Origin of the sequence: Streptacidiphilus sp. MAP12-16 (genome assembly GCF_041262165.1) — a bacterium.
GTDB lineage: Bacteria > Actinomycetota > Actinomycetes > Streptomycetales > Streptomycetaceae > Streptacidiphilus.
Genome location: NZ_JBGCBY010000003.1, coordinates 16,392 through 36,229, shown reverse-complemented (window position 1 = coordinate 36,229; position 19,838 = coordinate 16,392). Strand labels below are relative to the sequence as shown.

Here is a 19,838-nt window from a genome sequence, read left to right as displayed (position 1 = left end):
GCGCGTAGACTCCGGGACGTGCCCAAGGTGACCCGCGACGATGTGGCCAGGCTGGCAGGGACCTCGACCGCGGTCGTCAGCTACGTCATCAACAATGGCCCCCGCCCGGTCGCCCCGGCGACCCGCGAGCGCGTACTCGCAGCGATAGCCCAGCTCGGCTACCGCCCCAACAGCGTCGCCCAGGCGATGGCGAGCCGCCGCACCAATCTCATCGGCATGGTCGTGCCCGATGCCCGCCAGCCCTTCTTCGCCGAGCTCTCGCACGCGGTGGAACGGGTGGCCTCCGAGCGCGGCAAGATCGTGCTGATAGGGAACTCCGACTACGTCGGCGACCGTGAGATGCACTACGTCCGGGCGTTCCTCGGGATGCGCGTCGCCGGGCTGATCCTGATCAGCCGCAGCGCCTCGCAGCAGGCCGCCAACGAGTTCGCGGCCCAGGACGACTCCCGGCTCGTGCTGCTGCACCTCCGTCCGGAGACGGCCGAGGACGTCGCCGTGGTCACCGACGACGTCGGCGGCGCGGAGCTGGCGGTGCGCCATCTGCTCCAGCACGGCCACCCCTACGTCACCTGCGTCGGCGGCCCGGTCGCGGTCGCCGCGGCCGGGGACCCGGTGATCGACCACGTCGAGGGCTGGCGCCGCGCCATGACCGCGGCCGGCATCAGCACCGACGGCCACCTGGTCGAGGCCCCCTTCGACCGCTACGGCGCCTACCAGGTCGCCGTGGAGCTGCTGCGCTCCCCCGAGCGCCCACCAGCGATCTTCTGCTCCACCGACGACCAGGCGATAGGCGTGCTCCGCGCCGCCCGCGAGGTGGGGGTACGGGTGCCGGAGGACCTCGCCGTGGCCGGGTTCGACGACATCCCCGAGGCGGCGTTCTGCGACCCGCCGCTCACCACCATCGCCTCCGACCGCGACGCCATGGCCCGCGCCGCCGTCGACCTGGTGTTGGACGACTCGCTGCTGGTCCCCGGCTCGGACACACCCCGCGTGCGGCGGTTCCCCAACCGCCTGGTGATCCGCCGCTCCTGCGGCTGCAAGCCCTAGGAGGGCGCTGAAGATCTCCCGTAGAGGCCGCCCTCATCTGGCGCGGCCCGGGCGCGTGATTATTTCGTGGGGCTATGAGCTGACTCTCAGTGGGCTCTCATGTTCCGAGCGGACCTTTGGACCCATGAGCGACACGCACCCGAATCCTGCAGGCGCCCCCGAGCCGGGCGCGTACCCCTACGACTCGCGCTACGGCATGGGCGCCGAAGAGACCACGCCGTTGCCGACCGTCCCGCCGATGCCGGAGCACGCACCCACGGCTCACCGCGGGACTCCCGAGCAGCCCATCGAGGGCACGGTGCTCCCGGCGTCGCCGTACATGTACAGCACCGACTTCGGTGACACGGGCAGTGACACGAACAGTGGCGCGGCCGGCGGTGCGGGCGGCGGCGACGGTACGACCGGCCCCGCGCACCACGCCGCAGAGCCCGCTCCGGGCTCCGCGCCCAAGCGCCACAGGCTGCGCCGCCCGATGGCGCTGGTCGCCGCCGTCGCGCTGGTCTCCGCCCTCGCCGGCGGTGTCGCCGGGGGCGTGATCAGCGCCAACCGCACCCAGGCGGGCGGCGACTACAGCACGTCCGCCGTGGTCACCTCCGACTCCAAGAGCACCAGCAACACCGCCGCGATAGCCGCAGCCGTCTCCCCGAGCACGGTGCAGATCACGGTGACCTCCGGCAGCAGCGAGGACATCGGCACCGGCATCATCCTGACCTCGACCGGCCAGATCCTCACCAACTACCACGTGATCTCCTCGGCCGTCAGCGACAGCAGCGCCACCATCAAGATCACGTTCAGTGACGGCAAGACCGCCACGGCCGGCCTGGTCGGCACCGACGCGGGCCTCGACGTCGCGGTGATCAAGGCGCAGAACGTCAGCGGCCTCAAGCCGGCCTCGCTCGGCAGCTCCAGTCAGATCGCGATCGGGGACTCCGTCGTCGCCATCGGCAACCCCGACGGCCTCACCGGCACCGTCACCTCCGGCATAGTCAGCGCCCTGAACCGCAAGGTCACCGTGGACGTCAGCCAGAGCACCGTGCAGAGCAACGGCGGCTACGGCTTCCCCAGTTGGTCCGGCCAGTACGGCAACGGCGGCAACGGCTCCGGCAACAGCGGCTCCTCGAGCGGCTCCGGCAGCCAGACGGCCACCTACAACGCGATCCAGACCGACGCCTCGCTCAACCCCGGCAACTCCGGCGGCCCGCTGCTCAACAGCTCCGGCCAGGTCATCGGCATCAACGCGTCGATGTACTCCTCGTCCTCCTCCGGTTCTGGCAGCTCCAGCAGCCAGGCCGGTAGCGTCGGCCTCGGCTTCGCCATCCCCATCGACGCGGTGAAGTCGGTACTGCCGAAGCTGCAGAGCGGGCAGAACGTCACCAGCTGACGGCCCACCGGCCGCCCGACCGACCGAACGTCCACCCAGCGACGTGCCTGCGGGCGCGTCGCTGACGGACAATCGCGGACAGATGCCACCGTGTCCGCAACCGAGGAATCAAGGAGCAGCCCGATGACCGCCGCCCCGTCCGCCGCCCACGACCCGTCCGGCAGCTCCGCCGGCGCCGGAGCTGCCGGCTCGGAGGAACCGCTGGCCCGCGTCCTGGTCGTCGACGACGAGCCCGCGCTCCGCGACGCCCTCGAGAGCAGCCTCGCCTTCGAGGGCTACGAGGTGACCACCGCCTCCGACGGCCTGGAGGCCCTGGAGGCGATCGCCGAGAGTGCCCCCGACCTGGTGCTGCTGGACATCATGATGCCGCGGCTGGACGGCCTCACCACGGTCCGGCGGCTGCGCTCGCGCGGCGACACCGTGCCGGTGCTGATGCTCACCGCGCGGGACGCCGTCGGCGACCGGGTCACCGGCCTGGACGTGGGCGCGGACGACTACTTGGCCAAGCCGTTCGAACTGGACGAGCTGCTGGCCCGGGTGCGGGCGCTGCTGCGGCGCAACTCGATTGTGCAGGCGGCAGGGTTGGGCAGCCCGGAGGAGGACGAGATCCTCGCCTTCGACGACCTGCGGATGAACACCACGACCCGCGAGGTCACCCGCGCCGGGCACGCCGTGGAGCTGACCCGGACCGAGTACATGCTGCTGGAGATGTTCCTGGCGCACCCGCGCCAGGTGCTGACCCGGGAGCAGATCCTCAAGGCGGTCTGGGGCTTCGACTTCGAGCCGTCGTCCAACTCCCTCGACGTGTACGTCATGTACCTGCGGCGCAAGACGGAGGCCGGTGGCCTGCCCCGGCTCGTGCACACCGTGCGCGGCGTGGGGTACGCGCTCCGCGCAGGGACCGGGACGTGAGCGGGGGCACGACTGCTGAACGGCGGCGGTTGGGCGGTTGGTTCAGCCGGGTGACGCTGCGGGGACGGCTGGCGCTGCTTTCGGCAGTGGCCGTGTCGGTGGCCGTAGTCCTGTGCGCGGCGGCCAGCTGGTTCTTCGCTCGCAGCGAGATGACCTACCAGGTGGACCAGACACTTCGGGCATCAGTCGGGCCGAATCCGGAGGTCGCCGTCCGCCACGTCGCGAGTCTCTGCCTGGGTTCCAACAACTACGCCCCGCAGAGCAGCGCCACACTCATCTTTTCGAACAACACGTCCTGCCCGCAGACCGACAGCAACACGGTGAAGCCCACTGCAACCGACTACGCAATCGCAGCCAGCGGCACCTCCGGGCCGGATGCGAAGGAGAGCTTCCACGACGGCAGAACTGTCGGCGGCACCTCCGTGCGCGTGTACACGGTCAGTGTGGGCGAGGGAACGCTCAACGGCGCGCGCGTCACAGTCGCCCTCGCCGTTGCCCAACCGCTCAAACCCGTCCAGGACGCCTTGAACCAGCTCGCTCTGATCATGGTCCTGGTCGCCGCCCTCGTCATCGCCGGCTCCGCGCTGGGCGCCCTGTGGGTCGCTCGCGCGGCGCTACGGCCGGTGGACCGGCTCACCGAGGCGGCAGAACACATCGCCCGGACCGAGGAGCTGGGCACGACCATCGCCGTGGACGGCAAGGACGAGATCGCGCGGCTCAGCGAGTCGTTCAACTCGATGAGCACCGCACTCGCCAGCTCCCGCGACCGGCAGTCCCAGCTGATCGCCGACGCGGGTCACGAGCTGCGCACACCGCTGACCTCGCTCCGCACCAACGTGGACCTCCTGGTCCGCAGCGAGGAGACCGGCCGCGCGCTGCCGCCGGACACCCGTACCCGGATGATGCGCAACATGAAGGCGCAGATGGTGGAGCTGTCCACGCTCATCGGCGACCTGCTGGAACTCTCCCGCCCGTCGCGTCCCAAGGGCGCCAAACCGCTTGAGGTGCTGCCGCTGCACGACATCGCCGCCCGCGCGCTGGACCGCGCCCGGCTACGGGGCCCGGGGCTGACCTTCAACGTGGACCTGAAGCCCTGGTACGTCCGCGCGGACGCGCACACCATGGAACGCGCGGTGATCAACCTCCTCGACAACGCCGTGAAGTTCAGCCCGCCCGGCGGCACGATCGATGTGCGGCTGCGCTTTGGGACGCTGACCGTACGCGACCACGGCCCCGGCATCCCGGCCGAGGAGCTGCCGCATGTGTTCGACCGCTTCTGGCGGTCGCCCTCGGCGCGGCAGATGCCCGGGTCGGGCCTGGGGCTGGCGATCGTGGCGCAGACGATACGGGAGGCGGGCGGCGAGGTGACGCTCTCCGCCGCCGACGAGCCAGGCGCCGACGGGACGACGGGCGGTGCGCTGGCCACCGTGCGACTGCCGGGCGCGCCCACGCCCCCGCCGCCGACACCGGTGCTCGACAAGGACATCGAGTCCAGTATGTGAAACAAACTGTCCCAGCTGATGGATGGCCCGCCATCATGACCCGGTAGCGACCAATCGGATCCGGCGGGGAGTCAGTCATGGGCAGCCAGAGAGTGACCGGTCCACACCCACCCGCCCTGGGGCAGGTCGATGCGAGCGCGGGCAACCGCCGCTGGCTGATGCTGGCGCTCGGCACGGCCGCGCAGACCAGCTCGTTCGCCTTCGTCTACGGCCTGCCCTACCTGATCCCGACGCTGCGGCACACCGAGCGGCTGAACCTGGCTCAGGCGGGGGTGCTGGTCGCCTGCCCCACCGTCGGGCTGCTGCTGGCGCTGTATGCCTGGGGCGCGGCGACGGACCGCTACGGCGAGCGGGTGGTGCTCGCGTCCGGGCTGGGGCTGGCGACGCTGTCGCTGACGGGGGCCCTGCTGGTGCACGGCCTGGTACTGCTCGGGCTGATGTTCGCGCTGGCGGGCGCGGCCGGGGCCTCGGTGTCGGCGGCCAGCGGGCGGGTGGTGCTGGGCTGGTTCGCGCCGGAGCAGCGGGGGCTCGCGATGGGCATCCGGCAGACCTCGACGCCACTGGGGATGCTGCTGGCGGCGGTGTCCATGCCCCCGCTGGCGGCGGCCTACGGGCTGCGGGGCGCGCTGCTGTTCGTGACGGTGCTGAGCGGGGTGATGGCCGTGCTGGTCGCGCTGCTGGTGGTGGACCCGCCCCGCCCGCCGAAGGCCGGGCCTGGCGGCGAGAGTCCGGTCTCCCCGTACCGGGGGTCACGGACGCTGTGGCGGATCCATGGGGCGAGCGCGCTGCTGGTCTGGCCGCAGTTCACCGTGGGAGCGTTCGGGCTGGTCTTCCTGACGGACGTCCGGCACTGGTCCCCGGTCGCCGCGGGGCAGCTGATGGCGGTGGGCCAGGCGCTGGCCGCCTGCTGCCGGATCGGCGCGGGGCGCTGGTCGGACGCGGCGGGGAGCCGGCTGGGGCCGATGCGGAAGCTGGCGACGGCGGTCGGAACGCTGTCCCTGCTGCTCGCGGCCTGCGCGCAGTGGTGGCCGTCGTGGGCGGCGGTGGCGCTGCTAATCGCCCTGTGCGGGCTGTCGGCGAGCACCAACGGCCTGTCCTTCACCTCGGTGGCGGAGCTGGCAGGACCGCACTGGGCCGGCCGCGCGCTGGGCGTCCAGAACATCGGCCAGAACCTGACCGCCTCGCTGGCCCCGCCCGTGGTCGGCCTTCTCATCACCGCGGCGGGCTACGGCACCGCTTTCGCCTGCGCGGCAGTGTGTGCGATCTCAGCGATCGCCATCATCCCGGTGCGGTCGGTGCGGTCGGAAAGTCGGAGAAGTCGGTGAAGTCGTCGCAGCTCTGACTCGACGTAGGGTCGGCCCATGGACTCAGTCGTGGTTGTGGGGTCGGTGGACGGGGCGCAGCGGGCGGCCGTGGGGGCGCTGCTGGGCGCGGCGGCCGGGGCGGACGGGAAGGCGGCGGTGTCGGAGCAGGGACGGCTGGCGCTGCGCGGCCCCCGGGAGGGAGTCAGGCATCTGCTTCAGTACGGCGGGGACGGCGACGCGCTGGTCGGGTACGGGCAGGTGGACGCGAGCGAGACCGCCGAACTGGTCGTGGATCCCGCGCGGCGCGGGGAGGGGCACGGGCGGACGCTCGCGGAGGCCGTCCTCAAGGAGGGCGCGCGGCAGGCGTGGGCGCACGGGGGCCACCCGGCGGCGCGGCATCTGGCTGACCGGCTCGGCCTGGAACTGGTGCGGGAGCTGCGGCAGATGCGCCGCTCCCTGCCCGCGGCGGACGCCGAGACGCCGCCGCAGCTGCCCGAGGGCGTCGAGCTGCGGACCTTCGTCCCCGGCGTCGACGACGACGCCTGGCTGGCGCTCAACGCCGCCGCCTTCGCCCACCACCCCGAGCAGGGCGGCTGGACCAGCCAGGATCTACGCGACCGCATCGCCGAGCCGTGGTTCGACCCGAACGGCTTCTTCCTCGCGGTTCGCGGTGACGAGCTGGTCGGCTTCCACTGGACCAAGGTGGAGAACGACCTGGGCGAGGTGTACGTCATCGGCGTCAGCCCGACCGAGCAGGGCAACGGCCTCGGCCGGGCCCTCACCGCCGTGGGACTGCGCCATCTGGCCCGCGACCGCGGCCTGCGAACCGTACTGCTGTACGTGGACGCCGATAACCCGGCGGCAGTCCGGGTATACGAGAGGTTGGGATTCACGATCCACGAGGTTGACCTGATGTATGCGCTGCCCGGCACCCCCTGAGGCGACCGACTCAGCTTTCCTGCAGGCCACTCTGTATTTACCTTGAGTTAAGACGCCGTTGCAAAGATCACGAAATGCAATCCGCAGTGCCCCCGCCCCGTCGCTACCCCCGACTGACGGTCCCGCCCCTGGAACCCCGGTCGGATCAGGCGACGAACACGGTGAGGACGCTACCGGATGACACCCTGCAGGAGGAGCCGCCCGCCATGACCGCCGCCCGCCCTGCGCATCCAGTCCCCAGTGCCACCTCCGGCTCGGCCGCCGGCACCAGCCCCAACCTTGCCGTGCTGGTTCCGGAGAACCGGGAGTTCCCCGAAAGCCGCGAGCTCGCGGAGTTCGAGGAGGAGCTGCCCCAGGGCCGCTTCCTCGACCGCGAGCGCAGCTGGCTGGCGTTCAACGAGCGAGTCCTGGAGCTCGCCGAGGACCCGGAGACCCCGCTACTCGAACGGGCCAAGTTCCTGGCGATCTTCGCCAGCAACCTGGACGAGTTCTTCATGGTCCGCGTCGCCGGGCTGAAGCGCCGTATCGCCACCGGTGTGGCCCAACGCTCCGCCGCCGGTCTGCAGCCCCGCGAGGTGCTGGACAAGATCTGGACGCGCTCGCGCGAGCTGATGGCGCGGCACGCCGCCTGCTTCCACACCGACCTGCTGCCCGAGCTCGCCGCCGAGGGCATCGAGCTGGTCCGCTGGAACGAGCTCACCGACAAGGAGCAGGGCCGCCTGCTGACCCTGTTCCGGCAACAGATCTTCCCGGTACTGACCCCCCTCGCGGTCGACCCGGCGCACCCCTTCCCGTACATATCGGGGCTCTCGCTCAACCTCGCCGTGGTGGTCCGCAACCCGGTGAGCGGCCACAAGCACTTCGCCCGCGTCAAGGTCCCGCAGTCGCTGCACCGCTTCCTGGAGGCGTCGCCGCAGCGCTACGTCCCGCTCGAGGACGTGATGGGAGCGCACCTCGAGGAGCTCTTCCCGGGCATGGAGGTGCTCGCCCACCACGCCTTCCGGGTCACTCGAAACGAGGACCTCGAGGTCGAGGAGGACGACACCGAGAACATCCTCAAGGCTCTCGAAAAGGAGCTGATGCGGCGCCGCTTCGGCCCTCCGGTGCGGCTCGAGGTCGAGGAGTCGATCGACCCGTACGTGCTGGACCTGCTGGTCCGCGAGCTGAACATCACCGAGGCCGAGGTCTACCCGCTGCCCGGGCCGCTCGACCTGACCGGCCTGTTCGCCATCGCCGGCCTGGACCGCCCGGAGCTGAAGTACCCGGCGTTCATCGCCAGCACCGCCCGGGGCCTGTCGGACGTCGAGTCGGCGTCGCAGCCCGACATCTTCGCCGCCGTCCGCGAGCGCGACGTGCTGCTGCACCACCCGTACGACAGCTTCTCCACCTCCGTGCAGGCGTTCCTGGAGCAGGCCGCCGCCGATCCCGACGTGCTCGCCATCAAGCAGACCCTCTACCGGACGAGTGGCGACTCGCCGATCGTGGACGCGCTGATCGACGCCGCCGAGGCCGGCAAGCAGGTACTGGTCCTGGTCGAGATCAAGGCGCGCTTCGACGAGCAGGCCAACATCAAGTGGGCCCGCAAGCTGGAGGAGGCCGGCTGCCACGTCGTCTACGGCCTGATCGGGCTCAAGACGCACAGCAAGCTCTCGCTGGTGGTCCGCCAGGAGGGCGAGACGCTGCGGCGCTACGCCCACGTCGGCACCGGCAACTACCACCCCAAGACCGCACGGATGTACGAGGACCTGGGCCTGCTCACCGCGGACCCGCAGGTCGGCGCGGACCTGTCCGACCTGTTCAACCGGCTCTCGGGCTACTCGCGCCGCGAGTCCTACCGCCGCCTGCTGGTCGCTCCCCGCTCGCTCCGGCAGGGGCTGATCTCCCGGATCCAGGACGAGATCGCCCACCACCGCGCCGGCCGCCCGGCCCGGATCCAGATCAAGGTCAACTCCATCGTGGACGAGGCCGTGATCGATGCCCTCTACCGCGCCTCCCTGGCAGGCGTGCCGGTGGACGTCTGGGTGCGCGGCATCTGCGCGATCCGGCCGGGTGTCCCCGGCCTGTCCGAGAACATCCGGGTCCGCAGCATCCTCGGCCGCTTCCTGGAGCACTCCCGAGTGTTCGTCTTCGCCAACGGCGGCGACCCCGAGGTGTGGATCGGCAGCGCCGACATGATGCACCGCAACCTGGACCGCAGGATCGAGGCGCTGCTGCGGGTAACCGACCCAGGCCACCGTGCCGAACTCGCCGGGCTGCTCGACCTCGGCACCGCCGACGACACCGCGTCCTGGCACCTGGGCCCGGACGGCATCTGGACCAGACACTCCCACGACGCCGACGGCAGACCCCTGCGCAACGTGCAGGAACTGCTCATCGACTCGCGCCGCCGCAAGCGGAGCACCGGTGGCTGGGGTCCTAGTGGCACCACGACCTGACGATTCCTCAGCAGCAAAGGCCACTCCCGACGACAACGGGGACTTACGCACCATGACCGACGCCCCCTCGGCCCCGCCCGCCCCGCGGAGCTCAGCCACCGCACCCCCGGTGACTGGAACCGCGGCGCCCGGAGCCTCCACGGCCGGCACTGCGACGATCGGCACGGCCGCCGAGGTCCTCTCGGCACACCTCGCCGCCCAGGCCGGAAGCTTCCTGCGCGGCCTGCCCGCCGTGGACCTGCGCACGCTGCGCCGGGTCGGGGCGACCCTGCACACCTTCGACGCCCTGCTCGACGCCGCCTGGTCCCGCGAACTGCGCGAGGAGCTGGGCCGCCTCGGCGGGATACTCAGCCAGGAGCCGGCCTACGGCCGCCGCCTCACCCGGCTGCTCACCAGCCTCGATTCGCTGACCAGCATCGACGTCCCCGCACCCGGCCCCTCGGGCGGCCCGGTACCGAAGCCGCGCGAGGCCGAGGGGCTGCTCGCCCGGCATCCGGGCGCGCCCAAGGCCCGCGCACTGCTGGAGCGACAGCTCACCCTCGCCCGCTCGCGCGCCCACACCACCGCCCTGCAGGAACTCGGCTCCGCCCGCTTCCACGCCCTCGCGGACCGGATGACCCTGCTGGTGTCCGACCTGCCGCTGCGCAACCCCGGCGAGCGCGGTTCCGCCGCCGTCCTGCTGCCGTACGCGGTGGCGGAGGCACGCGCCCTGACCAGCGCCGTGGAAGCACTGCCGCTGGAGCGCGCAGCCGCCCCCTACAACGGCGACGCCCTGCACGATCCAGGGGACGACCGGCCCTGGATCCAGGTCCGCGGGCTGACCCTGCGCGCCCAGTACGCGCTGGAGGTGTGCGCGCCGCAGCTGGGCGGCCGCGCCGCCCGGCCGGCGGCGGCACTCACCGAGCTGTCCAGGATCCTGGCCCGCCACCGCGACGCGGCTGAGGCCGCCGAGGCCGCCGCCCTGGCGGCCCTCACCCCGAGGATCACCCCCGCCACGGCGTATGTGCTCGGCGTGGTTCATGCTGATCAACGACTGGAGGTGGAGGCCGCACGCCACACTTTCAGCAGCACCTGGCCCGACCTCTACCGCACCGGATGGCTCACCGACTCATGGCTGACCCGCTGAACGCCGACTCGTTGGGCAAGGTTCCGCTCACCAAGATCCGGCTCAAGAAGGCCGCCCCCAAGGACGACCTGGTGCGCGCCGCGGGCGTGGTGCTCTGGCGTCCCGGCCGGAACGGCGGCCTGCCGGAGCTGGCGCTGGTCCACCGTCCGAAGCTGTACGACTGGACGTTCCCCAAGGGCAAGCTCGAGGCCGAGGAGCGACATAAGGTCGCAGCCCGGCGGGAGGCCCTGGAGGAGACCGGGATGCGGGTGGAGCTCTGCTTCCGCCTGCCGACGCAGCGCTACCTGGTGAAGGGGCGCCCGAAACGGGTGCGCTACTGGGCCGCTGTTCGGATCGACGGGGCCTTCGCCCCGAACCGCGAGGTGGATCGGCTGGAGTGGCTAGCCGCCCCCGAGGCGCGGCAGCGGCTAACCTACGATCACGACCGCGAGCTGGTCGACGCCCTGCTCACACGGCTGTCCCGGCCCGGGACGTGATCCCGCAGCGGCTTTATCCGGCCGTGTCACGGTCGTGGCGAAACCGTTACTACCGCGCTGCGTATCCCTCCGTCCGTCCGAGGTTCACCCTCCGTTCATTTGGGCTGGCCTGGCGCTTCACCTGCCCCGCCTAACGTCTTGCTTATCGGAGGCCGCGAGGCCCTCGCACCACAGCGAAGCCCCAGCTCAGAGGCATACTTAGCGGCATGCCCCGGTTCCAGGCGGCACCCAGAAAGGGACACCAAGTGATGCTCCAGCGGAACGGCCGCACCAAGGCCCTCGCCATCGGCGCCGTGGCGGTCGTCAGCTCGCTGACGCTCGCGGCGTGCGGGTCCAACAACAACAACACCAGCCCCAGCAGCGCCCCCTCCACCGGCGCGGGCGCCGGCACGAGCGCAGCCGCCGCCGGTGCGGACTGCGGCACCGGCCAGCTGATGGGCGCGGGTTCCACCGCCCAGGCGAACGCGATGACCCAGTGGGTCAAGGACTTCCAGACCAAGTGCCCCGGCGTGACCATCAACTACAACGCCAACGGCTCGGGCGCGGGCATCACCAGCTTCGAGTCCGGCAAGGTCGCCTTCGCCGGCTCTGACGCGGCCCTGAAGCCGACCGACGTCGCCGCGACCAAGACCACCGCCTGCCCCGGCGGCCAGGGCATCGACCTGCCCATGATCGGCGGCCCCATCGCGATCGGCTACAACGTCCCCGGCGTCACCGGCCTGATCCTGGACGCCCCGACCCTGGCGAAGATCTTCAACGGCAAGATCACCAACTGGAACGACGCCGCCATCAAGGCTCTGAACCCCACCGCGACGCTTCCCGACCTGGCGATCCAGACCTTCCACCGCGTGGACGGCTCCGGCACCACCGCCAACTTCACCGCGTACCTGGCTGCCACCGCGGCCTCTGACTTCCCGTACACCCCGAGCAAGCTGTGGCCGGCCAAGTCGGGCCAGTCCGCCAACGGCTCCGCGGGCCTCGCCGCCCAGGTCAAGCAGGTCAAGGGCTCCATCTCGTACTTCGAGCTCTCCTACGCCACGGCCGGCAGCATCTCCACCGCGAAGATCGCGACGGGTGCCGCCGCCCCGGTCGACGCCACCGCCGCCAACGCCTCCGCCGCCGTCGCGGACGCCAAGGTCGTGGGCACGGCGCCCGACCTGTCGCTGAAGCTCAACTACGCCACCAAGGCCGACAACGCCTACCCGATCACCCTGGTGACCTACGAGATCGTCTGCGACAAGGGCAACAAGGCCGACACCCTGCCTGCCCTCAAGGCCTTCCTCAACTACACGATCAGCGACGCCGGCCAGACCTCGGTCGGCTCGCTCGGTTACTTCCCGCTGCCGGCCGCCCTGGCCACCCAGGTGAAGACGGCCATCGCCGCCCTCGCCTAAGCCTCGGGAATCCCTGCTCGGAGTCGTCCGGTCCTGCCCCTGGGGGAGGTAGGACCGGACGGCTCCGGCACCACCCCCGGCACCACCCAGCCCGACGCAAACCTCGACCCAGTCAGTCCGGTGCACCGCCGCCAGGCGACGTCCGTCAGACGCCGCCATCAGACCGGAGAAGTCATGGACATACCCGACACGGCACCTCCTCATGACGTGCCACCCACGAATGACTCCCTCGCCGACGCGCCTCGGCGAGGTTCATCTGCGTCCGGAGGCGAACCCTCCACGACGTCCACGATCAGCGGGAGGGGCGTGGTCCGCATCGGCGACCGGCTCTTCTCCGGAGCCTCGCGCGGCTCCGGCATCGTGCTGCTGGTGATCATGGCCGCCATCGCGGTCTTCCTCACCATCCGCTCGGTGCACGCGATCAGCGCGGACCAGGGGAACTTCCTCACCACCTTCGAGTGGAACACCCAGGACGGCGCGCCCCTGGTCTTCGGCATCGCCGTGCTGGCCTTCGGCACCCTGGTCAGCTCGCTCGTGGCGATGCTGCTGGCCGTTCCGGTCGCGATCGGCGTGGCCCTGTTCATCTCGCACTACGCGCCGCGCCGGATGGCGCAGGCGCTCGGCTACGTGGTGGACCTGCTGGCCGCCGTGCCCAGCATCGTGTACGGCCTGTGGGGGGCGCTCTTCCTGGTTCCGCACATGCTCGGCGTCAACGCCTGGCTGAACCAGTACTTCGGCTGGACCTACATCTTCAAACAGGAAATGCCGGGCTCGCAGCCGCGCAGCCTGTTCAGTGTGGGCATCATTCTGGCGATCATGATCCTTCCGATCGTCACCGCGGTGACCCGCGAGATCTTCCTCCAGGTTCCCAAGATGCACGAGGAGGCGGCCCTCGCCCTGGGCGCCACCCGCTGGGAGGTCATCCGGACCTCCGTGCTGCCCTTCGCCCGCTCCGGCATCATCAGCGCCTCGATGCTGGGCCTCGGCCGCGCGCTGGGCGAGACCATGGCCGTGGCCACGGTGCTCTCCCCCAGCCTGATCCTGAGCCTGCACATCACCGACCCGGGCGGCAGCACCATCGCGCAGAACATCGCCACCCAGTTCGGCGAGGCCCTCGGTACCGGCCGTGACGCGCTGATCGCCTCCGGCCTGGTCCTGTTCGTCATCACGCTGCTGGTCAACGGTGGTGCTCGTCTGATCATCGCCCGCCGCAAGGAATACTCGGGGGCGAACGCCTGATGAGCACCACGACCACTTCCCCGCGCCGGCCGTCTCCGCTGTCGTCCACGCTGACGGAGCGCCGCCTCCCGCGCTGGACGCCCCTCGCGACCCTGCTCGGCGCGATCGTTCTGGCCGTCGTCGTCGGCATGGTCTTCTCGATCCAGAGCAAGCTCCAGTGGGCACTGCTCGCGGCGATCTTCTTCGTCCTCGGCCAGTACCTGCTGGCCCGTCTGGTCGAGGGGCGTCGCCAGGCCAAGAACGGGCTGATCACCAGCCTGGTCTGGGTGGCCTTCATGCTGGCGCTGCTGCCCCTGTTCGGGCTGCTGTACTACACGATCTCCAAGGGCATCGGCGTGATCAGCGTCGACTTCCTGACCCACTCGATGAACGAGATCTCGCCCAACCAGACCGGCGGCGGCGTCTACCACGCGCTGATCGCCACCCTGGAGCAGGTCGCCCTGGCGACGCTGTTCGCCGCGCCGATCGGCATCCTGACCGCGGTCTACCTGGTCGAGTACGGCAACGGCCGCTGGCTCGCCAAGGCCGTCAGCTTCTTCGTCGACGTGATGACCGGGGTGCCCTCGATCGTCGCGGGCCTGTTCATCCTCACGTTCTGGATCATGATCCTGAACATGCAGTACACCGGCTTCGCGGGCAGCCTCGCGCTGACCATCCTGATGCTGCCGGTCGTGGTGCGCTCCACCGAGGAGATGCTCAAGCTCGTCCCCAACGAGCTGCGCGAGGCGAGCCTCGCCCTGGGCGTCCCCAAGTGGCTGACCGTCGTGCGGGTCGTGCTGCCCACCGCCATCGGCGGCATCACCACTGGCGTGATGCTGGCCATTGCCCGCATCATCGGTGAGACAGCGCCCATGCTGATGCTGGTGTTCGGCACGGACCTGATCAACACCAACCCCTTCAAGGGACCGCAGTCCTCGCTGCCGCTCTACGTGTACCAGCAGTACTCCGCCGGAACCCCCGCCTCGCAGGCGCGGGCCTGGGGCGGAGCTCTGGTACTCATCGCGCTGGTGATGCTGCTGAACCTGGTCGCCCGCGGGATCGCCCGCTGGAAGGCCCCGAAGGCTTCGCGCTGACGCGCGCCGGTCATCCAGACACGAGAACGAGAGAGAACACACATCATGGCCAAGCGCATCGATGTCAGCGGACTGAACGCCTACTACGGAAACTTCCGGGCCGTCGAGGACATCTCGATGACCGTCGAGCCCCGCTCGGTGACCGCCTTCATCGGCCCGTCCGGCTGCGGCAAGTCGACCTTCCTGCGCACCCTGAACCGGATGCACGAGGTCGTCCCCGGCGCCCGGGTCGAGGGCAAGGTGCTGCTCGACAACGAGGACCTCTACGGCAACGGCGTGGACCCGGTCGCCGTGCGCCGCACCGTCGGCATGGTCTTCCAGCGCCCCAACCCCTTCCCCACCATGTCGATCAAGGAGAACGTCGCCGCCGGGCTCAAGCTCAACGGCGTGCGCAACCGCAAGGTCATCGACGAGGCCGTCGAGCGCTCACTGGTCGGCGCCAACCTGTGGAACGAGGTCAAGGACCGCCTCGACCGCCCCGGCTCCGGACTGTCCGGCGGCCAGCAGCAGCGCCTCTGCATCGCCCGCGCCATCGCCGTCGAGCCCCAGGTCCTGCTGATGGACGAGCCCTGCTCCGCGCTGGACCCGATCTCCACCCTCGCCATCGAGGACCTGATCGGCAAGCTCAAGGAGCAGTTCACCATCGTCATCGTCACCCACAACATGCAGCAGGCCGCCCGCGTCAGCGACCGCACCGCGTTCTTCAACCTCTCCGCGGTCGGCCAGCCGGGACGCCTGATCGAGATCGACGCAACCGAGAAGATCTTCTCCAACCCGTCCGTCCAGGCCACCGAGGACTACATCTCGGGCCGCTTCGGATGACCTGAACTACTCCGCGGCGCTGCTAGGCGGTGCCGCCGCGGAGTATCGAGAAGGGCCCGCGGCCTGGTCTCCGACCAGGAAGCGGGCCCTTCGTCTGTCCCACGCCGAGCCACGCCGAGCCATGCGGGAGCCATGCGGGAGCCATGCGGGAGCCACGCCGAGCCAGCGGGAGCCACGCCGCGAGCCACGCCGCGCGGCGTCAGCCGATGATCGCCCAGCTGATCCAGTAGACGACCGCGGCGACCAGCGCCGCCCCCGGCATGGTCAGGAACCACCCGATCACGATGTTCCTGGCGACGCCCCAACGGACCGCGCGGACTCGCTTGGTGGCACCGACCCCCATGATCGCCGAGGTGATGACGTGCGTGGTCGAGACCGGCACCTTGTACGCGTAGGCGGTGACGTAGAGGATCGACGCCGCCACCGACTCGGAGGCGAAACCCTGCGGCGGGTCCAACTCGATGATCTTCCGGCCCAGGGTGCGCATGATCCGCCACCCGCCGGCCCAGGTGCCCAGCGACAGCACCACGGCGGTGCTGGCCTTCACCCAGATCGGGATGCCCGTGCCGGAGTAGTGTCCGGAGATCGTCAGCGCCATCACCACGACGCCCATGGTCTTCTGCGAGTCCTGAAGGCCGTGGCCCAGGGCCATCGCCGCCGCCGACACCGTCTGTGCCATCCGGAAGTTGCGCTTCGCCCTGTGCGGGTTGGCGCGCCGGAAGATCCACATGATGGCCAGCATCACGAGGAAGCCGAGCAGCAGGCCGACGACCGGCGAGGTGATCATCGGGATGATGACCTTGTCCCACACCCCCTTCCAGAACACCTGGGTGCCACCGGCGAGCGCCGCACCCACCATCCCGCCGAACAGGGCGTGCGTGGAGGAGGACGGCAGACCGAAGTACCAGGTGCCCAGGTTCCAGGCGATCGCCCCGACCAGGGCCGCCCAGAGGATGACCATGCCCTGGGTGCCCTGCGGCGTCGCGATGATGCCCTTGCTGACGGTCTGTGCCACGCCCACGCCGAGGAACGCGCCGGCCAGGTTCATCACCGCGGCCATCATCAGCGCGACCTTGGGCGTCAGCGCCCGGGTCGACACCGAGGTGGCGATGGCGTTGGCCGAGTCATGGAAGCCGTTGGTGTAGGCGAAGCCGAACGCCACGCCCACGACAAGGACCAGTCCGAGCATGTTCACTGAGCTCAGGACTCCTTGACCGCGATGGTCTCCACCGTGTTCGCCACATGCTCGAAGGCGTCGGCGGCTTCCTCCAGCACGTCCACGATCTGCTTGAGCTTGAGCACTTCGAGCGCCTCGTAGGAACCGCCGAAGAGGTGCGCCAGGAGCTTGCGGTGGATCTGGTCCGCCTGGTTCTCCAGCCGGTTCACCTCGATCCAGTACTCCGCGAGGTTGTCCATGGTGCGCAGGTTCGGCATGGCGGCAGCCGTCAGCTCGGCCGCTCGCGCCAGCACCTCGATCTGCTGCTCGACGCCCTTGGGGAGAGCCTCGATCTCGTAGAGGACGACCAGGTCGACGGCCTCCTCCATGTAGTCCATGACATCGTCGAGCGACGACGCCAGGTTGTAGATGTCCTCCCGGTCGAAGGGGGTGATGAAGGACTTGTTCAGCTGATGGAAGATCGCGTGCGTCGTGTCGTCGCCCGCGTGCTCAGCGGCGCGCATCCGCTCGGCGAGCTCCGGCCGCGCCGCGACATCCGCACCGAGAAGTTCCAGCAGGAGCTTCGAGCCTGCGACGATGTTGTCCGCCGACGTGGCGAACATGTCATAGAAGCTCGTCTCCCTTGGGGTCAGACGAATGCGCACAGAGGTCTCCGAAGTACAGGGTGCGGTCGATGCGATGCTAGGCGCTGCGTGTGGTCCGTGCGCAAGCCGGGGTGGCAGCGCCGACACGATGTACCTGGTGCTCATCCTTGCGCACCGACCAGCACCGTGCCGCTCAGAGGCTGTGCACCGTAAGACCGACCGGCAAATGGGGGGTGGGTGAAGGAGCGGGGCGAGGGCCGAGTCTGGGCGGGGCGGAGGAGGGAGCCATTGCGGAGCACTGGCGACCGACGACAACCCGGTCAGGCGAGAGCCCTCGGCCCGCGACGCCGCCCCCCATTTGCCGGTCGGTCTCAGTGTGACGGATGGTCCGCGCAAGCGCTGCCCCCCTGCGCGGGGCGGGACGTAGGCCGTCAGAGCGCCATACGATGGGTCGGTGGAGGCAGAGACAGAGACCGAGTCGGAGTCCGTGGCGACGCCGGAGGCAGTCACGACGAAGGAGCCCCCGCGCGGCCCGCACGGATACAGTCCGCAGCGCGACGCGCACGTCAAACGCCTGCGTCGGATCGAGGGTCAGGTCCGGGGGCTGCAGCGCATGGTGGAGGAGGACGTCTACTGCATCGACATCCTCACCCAGGTCTCGGCGAGCACCAAGGCGCTCCAGTCCTTCGCGCTCAGCCTGCTGGAAGAACACCTGCGGCACTGCGTCGCCGAAGCGGTCATCGACGGCGGCCCGGAGGGCGACGACAAGGTCGCGGAGGCGACGGCGGCGATCGCGCGCCTGCTGAGAACCTGACAGCTCAGGACGGGACGTCGTTCCGCTGCGGGGGCACCCGGACCGCGGGGTCGACGTCCTGGTCGACGTCCGGTTCGACCGCGCCCCGGACCTCAACGCGAAGCACCTGGTCGATCCGGTCGGCGGAAAGCCGGTCGAACGGGGTGGCCGCTGCAGCGATGATCAGATCACCGTAGAGGTCGATCTCCGCGAGGGCCACCGGGTCGTGCGCAGCCACACGAACCACCTCCTCGTCAGAACCGGGCCGCCGACGTGAAGCAGCCCAGGAACGTCGGGTAGTCGACTCCTTACAGAGTAGGGAGCGCACAGGGGGCGCGCATGGCACATCTGGGTCATTTCCCAGACCCCCCGTTCGGTATGGCACTTCGCCGCGGACTACGTGGACTACTTGGACTGCTGGGCCCCGTATACGTCCTTGGACGGCGGAAGGTCCACCTTCACCGGCGTGCCGAAACCGGAGAACTCAGTGGTGGAAGTCACCACGACCTGGTCCTTCGCAGCGGTCGAGGAGGGTACGCCGCTGAAGGTGAAGGTCTCGACGATGCGGTGGATCCGGCCGTGCTCGTCCAGCCAGACCTCGTAGGGGACCTGCTTCACCGTGAACGTGTGCCCGGCGAGGGCAAGCCCCGACGCCGCGCCGCCGCCCGTGGCGCCCGCGGCCCTGGCCAGGTCGAGCGTGCCCTTGTAGTGCTTGAGCGGCACCCCGCCGACCGTCTCGGTCCCCACCTGGGTGGCGGTCAGCGCGCCGCGCAGCGCGTTGGCGGCGCTGGCCGGATCCGTCGCACCGCTGCTCACCAGGTTGCCGTCGGCGAGTTGCTGGACGCCGACCTTGACCCACTTGCCCGCAGGCACCTTGGCACCACTGTTCTGCAGGTAGACGACGCCGGGGCTGATGACCTCGACCAGCTGCTTGCCCGGGGTCCCCGCAGCCGCGGGGACGGCGATCTCCATCCGGCCGAGACGGGCGCTGTAGTTGTACACCGCGGTGCCGTGCAGGGTCATCTGCTTGGCCGAGGAGGCGGTCTGCAGCGTGGTGGCGTCCTGCACCGACCCGGTCCTGCCGGTGACGTCCGCCGCCGCGCGTACGGCGGTGAGCGGATCGGCCGCCAGCGTGTCGGAGGAGCCGCCCTTCGCGGCTGCTTCGGCGGCACCGGTGCCCGCACTCGACCCCGCGCCGGCGCAGCCCGCCAGCAGGCCCGCCGCCGCGGCGGCGACCAGCACGGCACGGACGCCCTGACGGCAGGTTGACTGACGATTCACCACGGCCACACAACTCCCTCTGACAAAACCCGATGCGGGGCTCCCCACGGCTAACGAGCCACAGTGACGCGGGTTACGGCATCCGGGCGGCACCGGTACGCGGCCGTCCGAGTTACCGTGAACCACGTGGACAGCGATCTCACTGAGCCGTCGGCCCCGCTGGGCGGGGCTGATGCAGGTGTCACCCATGAGACGACTGTCGCCGAGAAGGGATCCTTCAGCGCGGCACGCTGCAGCTGCGGCTGGTTCGCCCCGGCCCGGCGCTCCCGCGACAGGGCCCGCAAGGACGCCGACGAGCACGTCGGCTGAGCGCTGAACGCTGACGACCTGGGGAGCGGTGGGCGAACCGCTGA

Annotated in this window: 19 protein-coding genes; 15 read left to right on the top strand and 4 right to left on the bottom strand. The window is 70.3% G+C overall.

The features are described from left to right. The first annotated feature begins 18 nt into the window (after positions 1-18). From ABIA33_RS04005 to pstB, 13 genes are all read left to right on the top strand, one after another. Complete coding sequence (locus ABIA33_RS04005; RefSeq protein WP_370076980.1) at positions 19-1,047, top strand: LacI family DNA-binding transcriptional regulator; 1,029 nt, start codon at positions 19-21, stop codon at positions 1,045-1,047. Positions 1,048-1,171: 124 nt separating this feature from the next. After that, positions 1,172-2,428 carry a S1C family serine protease gene (locus tag ABIA33_RS04000; protein WP_370076978.1) on the top strand — a complete coding sequence of 419 codons (1,257 nt, stop codon included), beginning with the start codon at positions 1,172-1,174 and terminating at the stop codon, positions 2,426-2,428. Between the two features lie 123 nt (positions 2,429-2,551). Beyond that, positions 2,552-3,340, top strand: a complete 789-nt coding sequence (locus ABIA33_RS03995) for a response regulator transcription factor (RefSeq protein WP_370076976.1) — start codon at positions 2,552-2,554, stop codon at positions 3,338-3,340. Further along, the gene (locus ABIA33_RS03990) at positions 3,337-4,842 is read left to right on the top strand and encodes a sensor histidine kinase (protein ID WP_370076974.1); all 1,506 of its coding nucleotides are present in this window, start codon (positions 3,337-3,339) and stop codon (positions 4,840-4,842) included. The genes ABIA33_RS03995 and ABIA33_RS03990 overlap by 4 nt, the downstream gene beginning before the upstream one ends. A 77-nt stretch (positions 4,843-4,919) precedes the next feature. Continuing rightward, on the top strand, positions 4,920-6,167 hold the full coding sequence (locus ABIA33_RS03985; RefSeq protein ID WP_370076972.1) for an MFS transporter: 1,248 nt from the start codon (positions 4,920-4,922) through the stop codon (positions 6,165-6,167). Positions 6,168-6,203: 36 nt separating this feature from the next. Next, complete coding sequence (gene mshD, locus ABIA33_RS03980; RefSeq protein ID WP_370076970.1) at positions 6,204-7,085, top strand: mycothiol synthase; 882 nt, start codon at positions 6,204-6,206, stop codon at positions 7,083-7,085. 206 nt (positions 7,086-7,291) lie between these two features. Beyond that, positions 7,292-9,520, top strand: a complete 2,229-nt coding sequence (locus ABIA33_RS03975) for an RNA degradosome polyphosphate kinase (protein WP_370076968.1) — start codon at positions 7,292-7,294, stop codon at positions 9,518-9,520. 109 nt (positions 9,521-9,629) lie between these two features. Next, a complete protein-coding gene (locus ABIA33_RS03970; RefSeq protein WP_370076966.1) occupies positions 9,630-10,646 on the top strand; it encodes a CHAD domain-containing protein in 1,017 nt (338 codons plus the stop codon). Further along, the gene (locus ABIA33_RS03965; RefSeq protein ID WP_370076964.1) at positions 10,631-11,122 is read left to right on the top strand and encodes an NUDIX hydrolase; all 492 of its coding nucleotides are present in this window, start codon (positions 10,631-10,633) and stop codon (positions 11,120-11,122) included. The genes ABIA33_RS03970 and ABIA33_RS03965 overlap by 16 nt, the downstream gene beginning before the upstream one ends. Before the next feature lie 245 nt (positions 11,123-11,367). Beyond that, complete coding sequence (gene pstS, locus ABIA33_RS03960; RefSeq protein WP_370077747.1) at positions 11,368-12,516, top strand: phosphate ABC transporter substrate-binding protein PstS; 1,149 nt, start codon at positions 11,368-11,370, stop codon at positions 12,514-12,516. A gap of 174 nt (positions 12,517-12,690) precedes the next feature. Further along, a complete protein-coding gene (pstC, locus tag ABIA33_RS03955; RefSeq protein ID WP_370076962.1) occupies positions 12,691-13,755 on the top strand; it encodes a phosphate ABC transporter permease subunit PstC in 1,065 nt (354 codons plus the stop codon). Next, positions 13,755-14,828, top strand: coding sequence for a phosphate ABC transporter permease PstA (gene pstA / locus ABIA33_RS03950; protein WP_370076960.1), 1,074 nt, complete (start codon positions 13,755-13,757; stop codon positions 14,826-14,828). The genes pstC and pstA overlap by 1 nt, the downstream gene beginning before the upstream one ends. A 45-nt stretch (positions 14,829-14,873) precedes the next feature. After that, positions 14,874-15,650, top strand: coding sequence for a phosphate ABC transporter ATP-binding protein PstB (pstB, locus tag ABIA33_RS03945; protein ID WP_370076958.1), 777 nt, complete (start codon positions 14,874-14,876; stop codon positions 15,648-15,650). 199 nt (positions 15,651-15,849) lie between these two features. Here the strand turns inward: pstB and ABIA33_RS03940 are convergent, their stop codons facing one another. Both ABIA33_RS03940 and ABIA33_RS03935 read right to left on the bottom strand, forming a co-directional pair. Next, the gene (locus tag ABIA33_RS03940; protein WP_370077745.1) at positions 15,850-16,839 is read right to left on the bottom strand and encodes an anion permease; all 990 of its coding nucleotides are present in this window, start codon (positions 16,837-16,839) and stop codon (positions 15,850-15,852) included. 11 nt (positions 16,840-16,850) lie between these two features. Then, on the bottom strand, positions 16,851-17,471 hold the full coding sequence (locus ABIA33_RS03935; protein WP_370076956.1) for a DUF47 domain-containing protein: 621 nt from the start codon (positions 17,469-17,471) through the stop codon (positions 16,851-16,853). A 427-nt stretch (positions 17,472-17,898) separates the two neighbouring features. On the opposite strand from ABIA33_RS03935, the gene ABIA33_RS03930 reads away from it, so the two are divergent. After that, positions 17,899-18,225: a metal-sensitive transcriptional regulator gene (locus ABIA33_RS03930; RefSeq protein WP_370077743.1), complete on the top strand. Its 327-nt coding sequence runs from the start codon at positions 17,899-17,901 to the stop codon at positions 18,223-18,225. 4 nt (positions 18,226-18,229) lie between these two features. Here ABIA33_RS03930 and ABIA33_RS03925 read toward each other — a convergent pair whose 3' ends face one another. Both ABIA33_RS03925 and ABIA33_RS03920 read right to left on the bottom strand, forming a co-directional pair. Continuing rightward, positions 18,230-18,451: a hypothetical protein gene (locus ABIA33_RS03925; RefSeq protein ID WP_370076954.1), complete on the bottom strand. Its 222-nt coding sequence runs from the start codon at positions 18,449-18,451 to the stop codon at positions 18,230-18,232. A gap of 158 nt (positions 18,452-18,609) precedes the next feature. Next, complete coding sequence (locus ABIA33_RS03920; RefSeq protein ID WP_370076952.1) at positions 18,610-19,488, bottom strand: hypothetical protein; 879 nt, start codon at positions 19,486-19,488, stop codon at positions 18,610-18,612. A gap of 123 nt (positions 19,489-19,611) precedes the next feature. On the opposite strand from ABIA33_RS03920, the gene ABIA33_RS03915 reads away from it, so the two are divergent. Further along, positions 19,612-19,794 carry a hypothetical protein gene (locus tag ABIA33_RS03915; protein WP_370077780.1) on the top strand — a complete coding sequence of 61 codons (183 nt, stop codon included), beginning with the start codon at positions 19,612-19,614 and terminating at the stop codon, positions 19,792-19,794. The last annotated feature ends 44 nt before the right edge of the window (positions 19,795-19,838 follow it).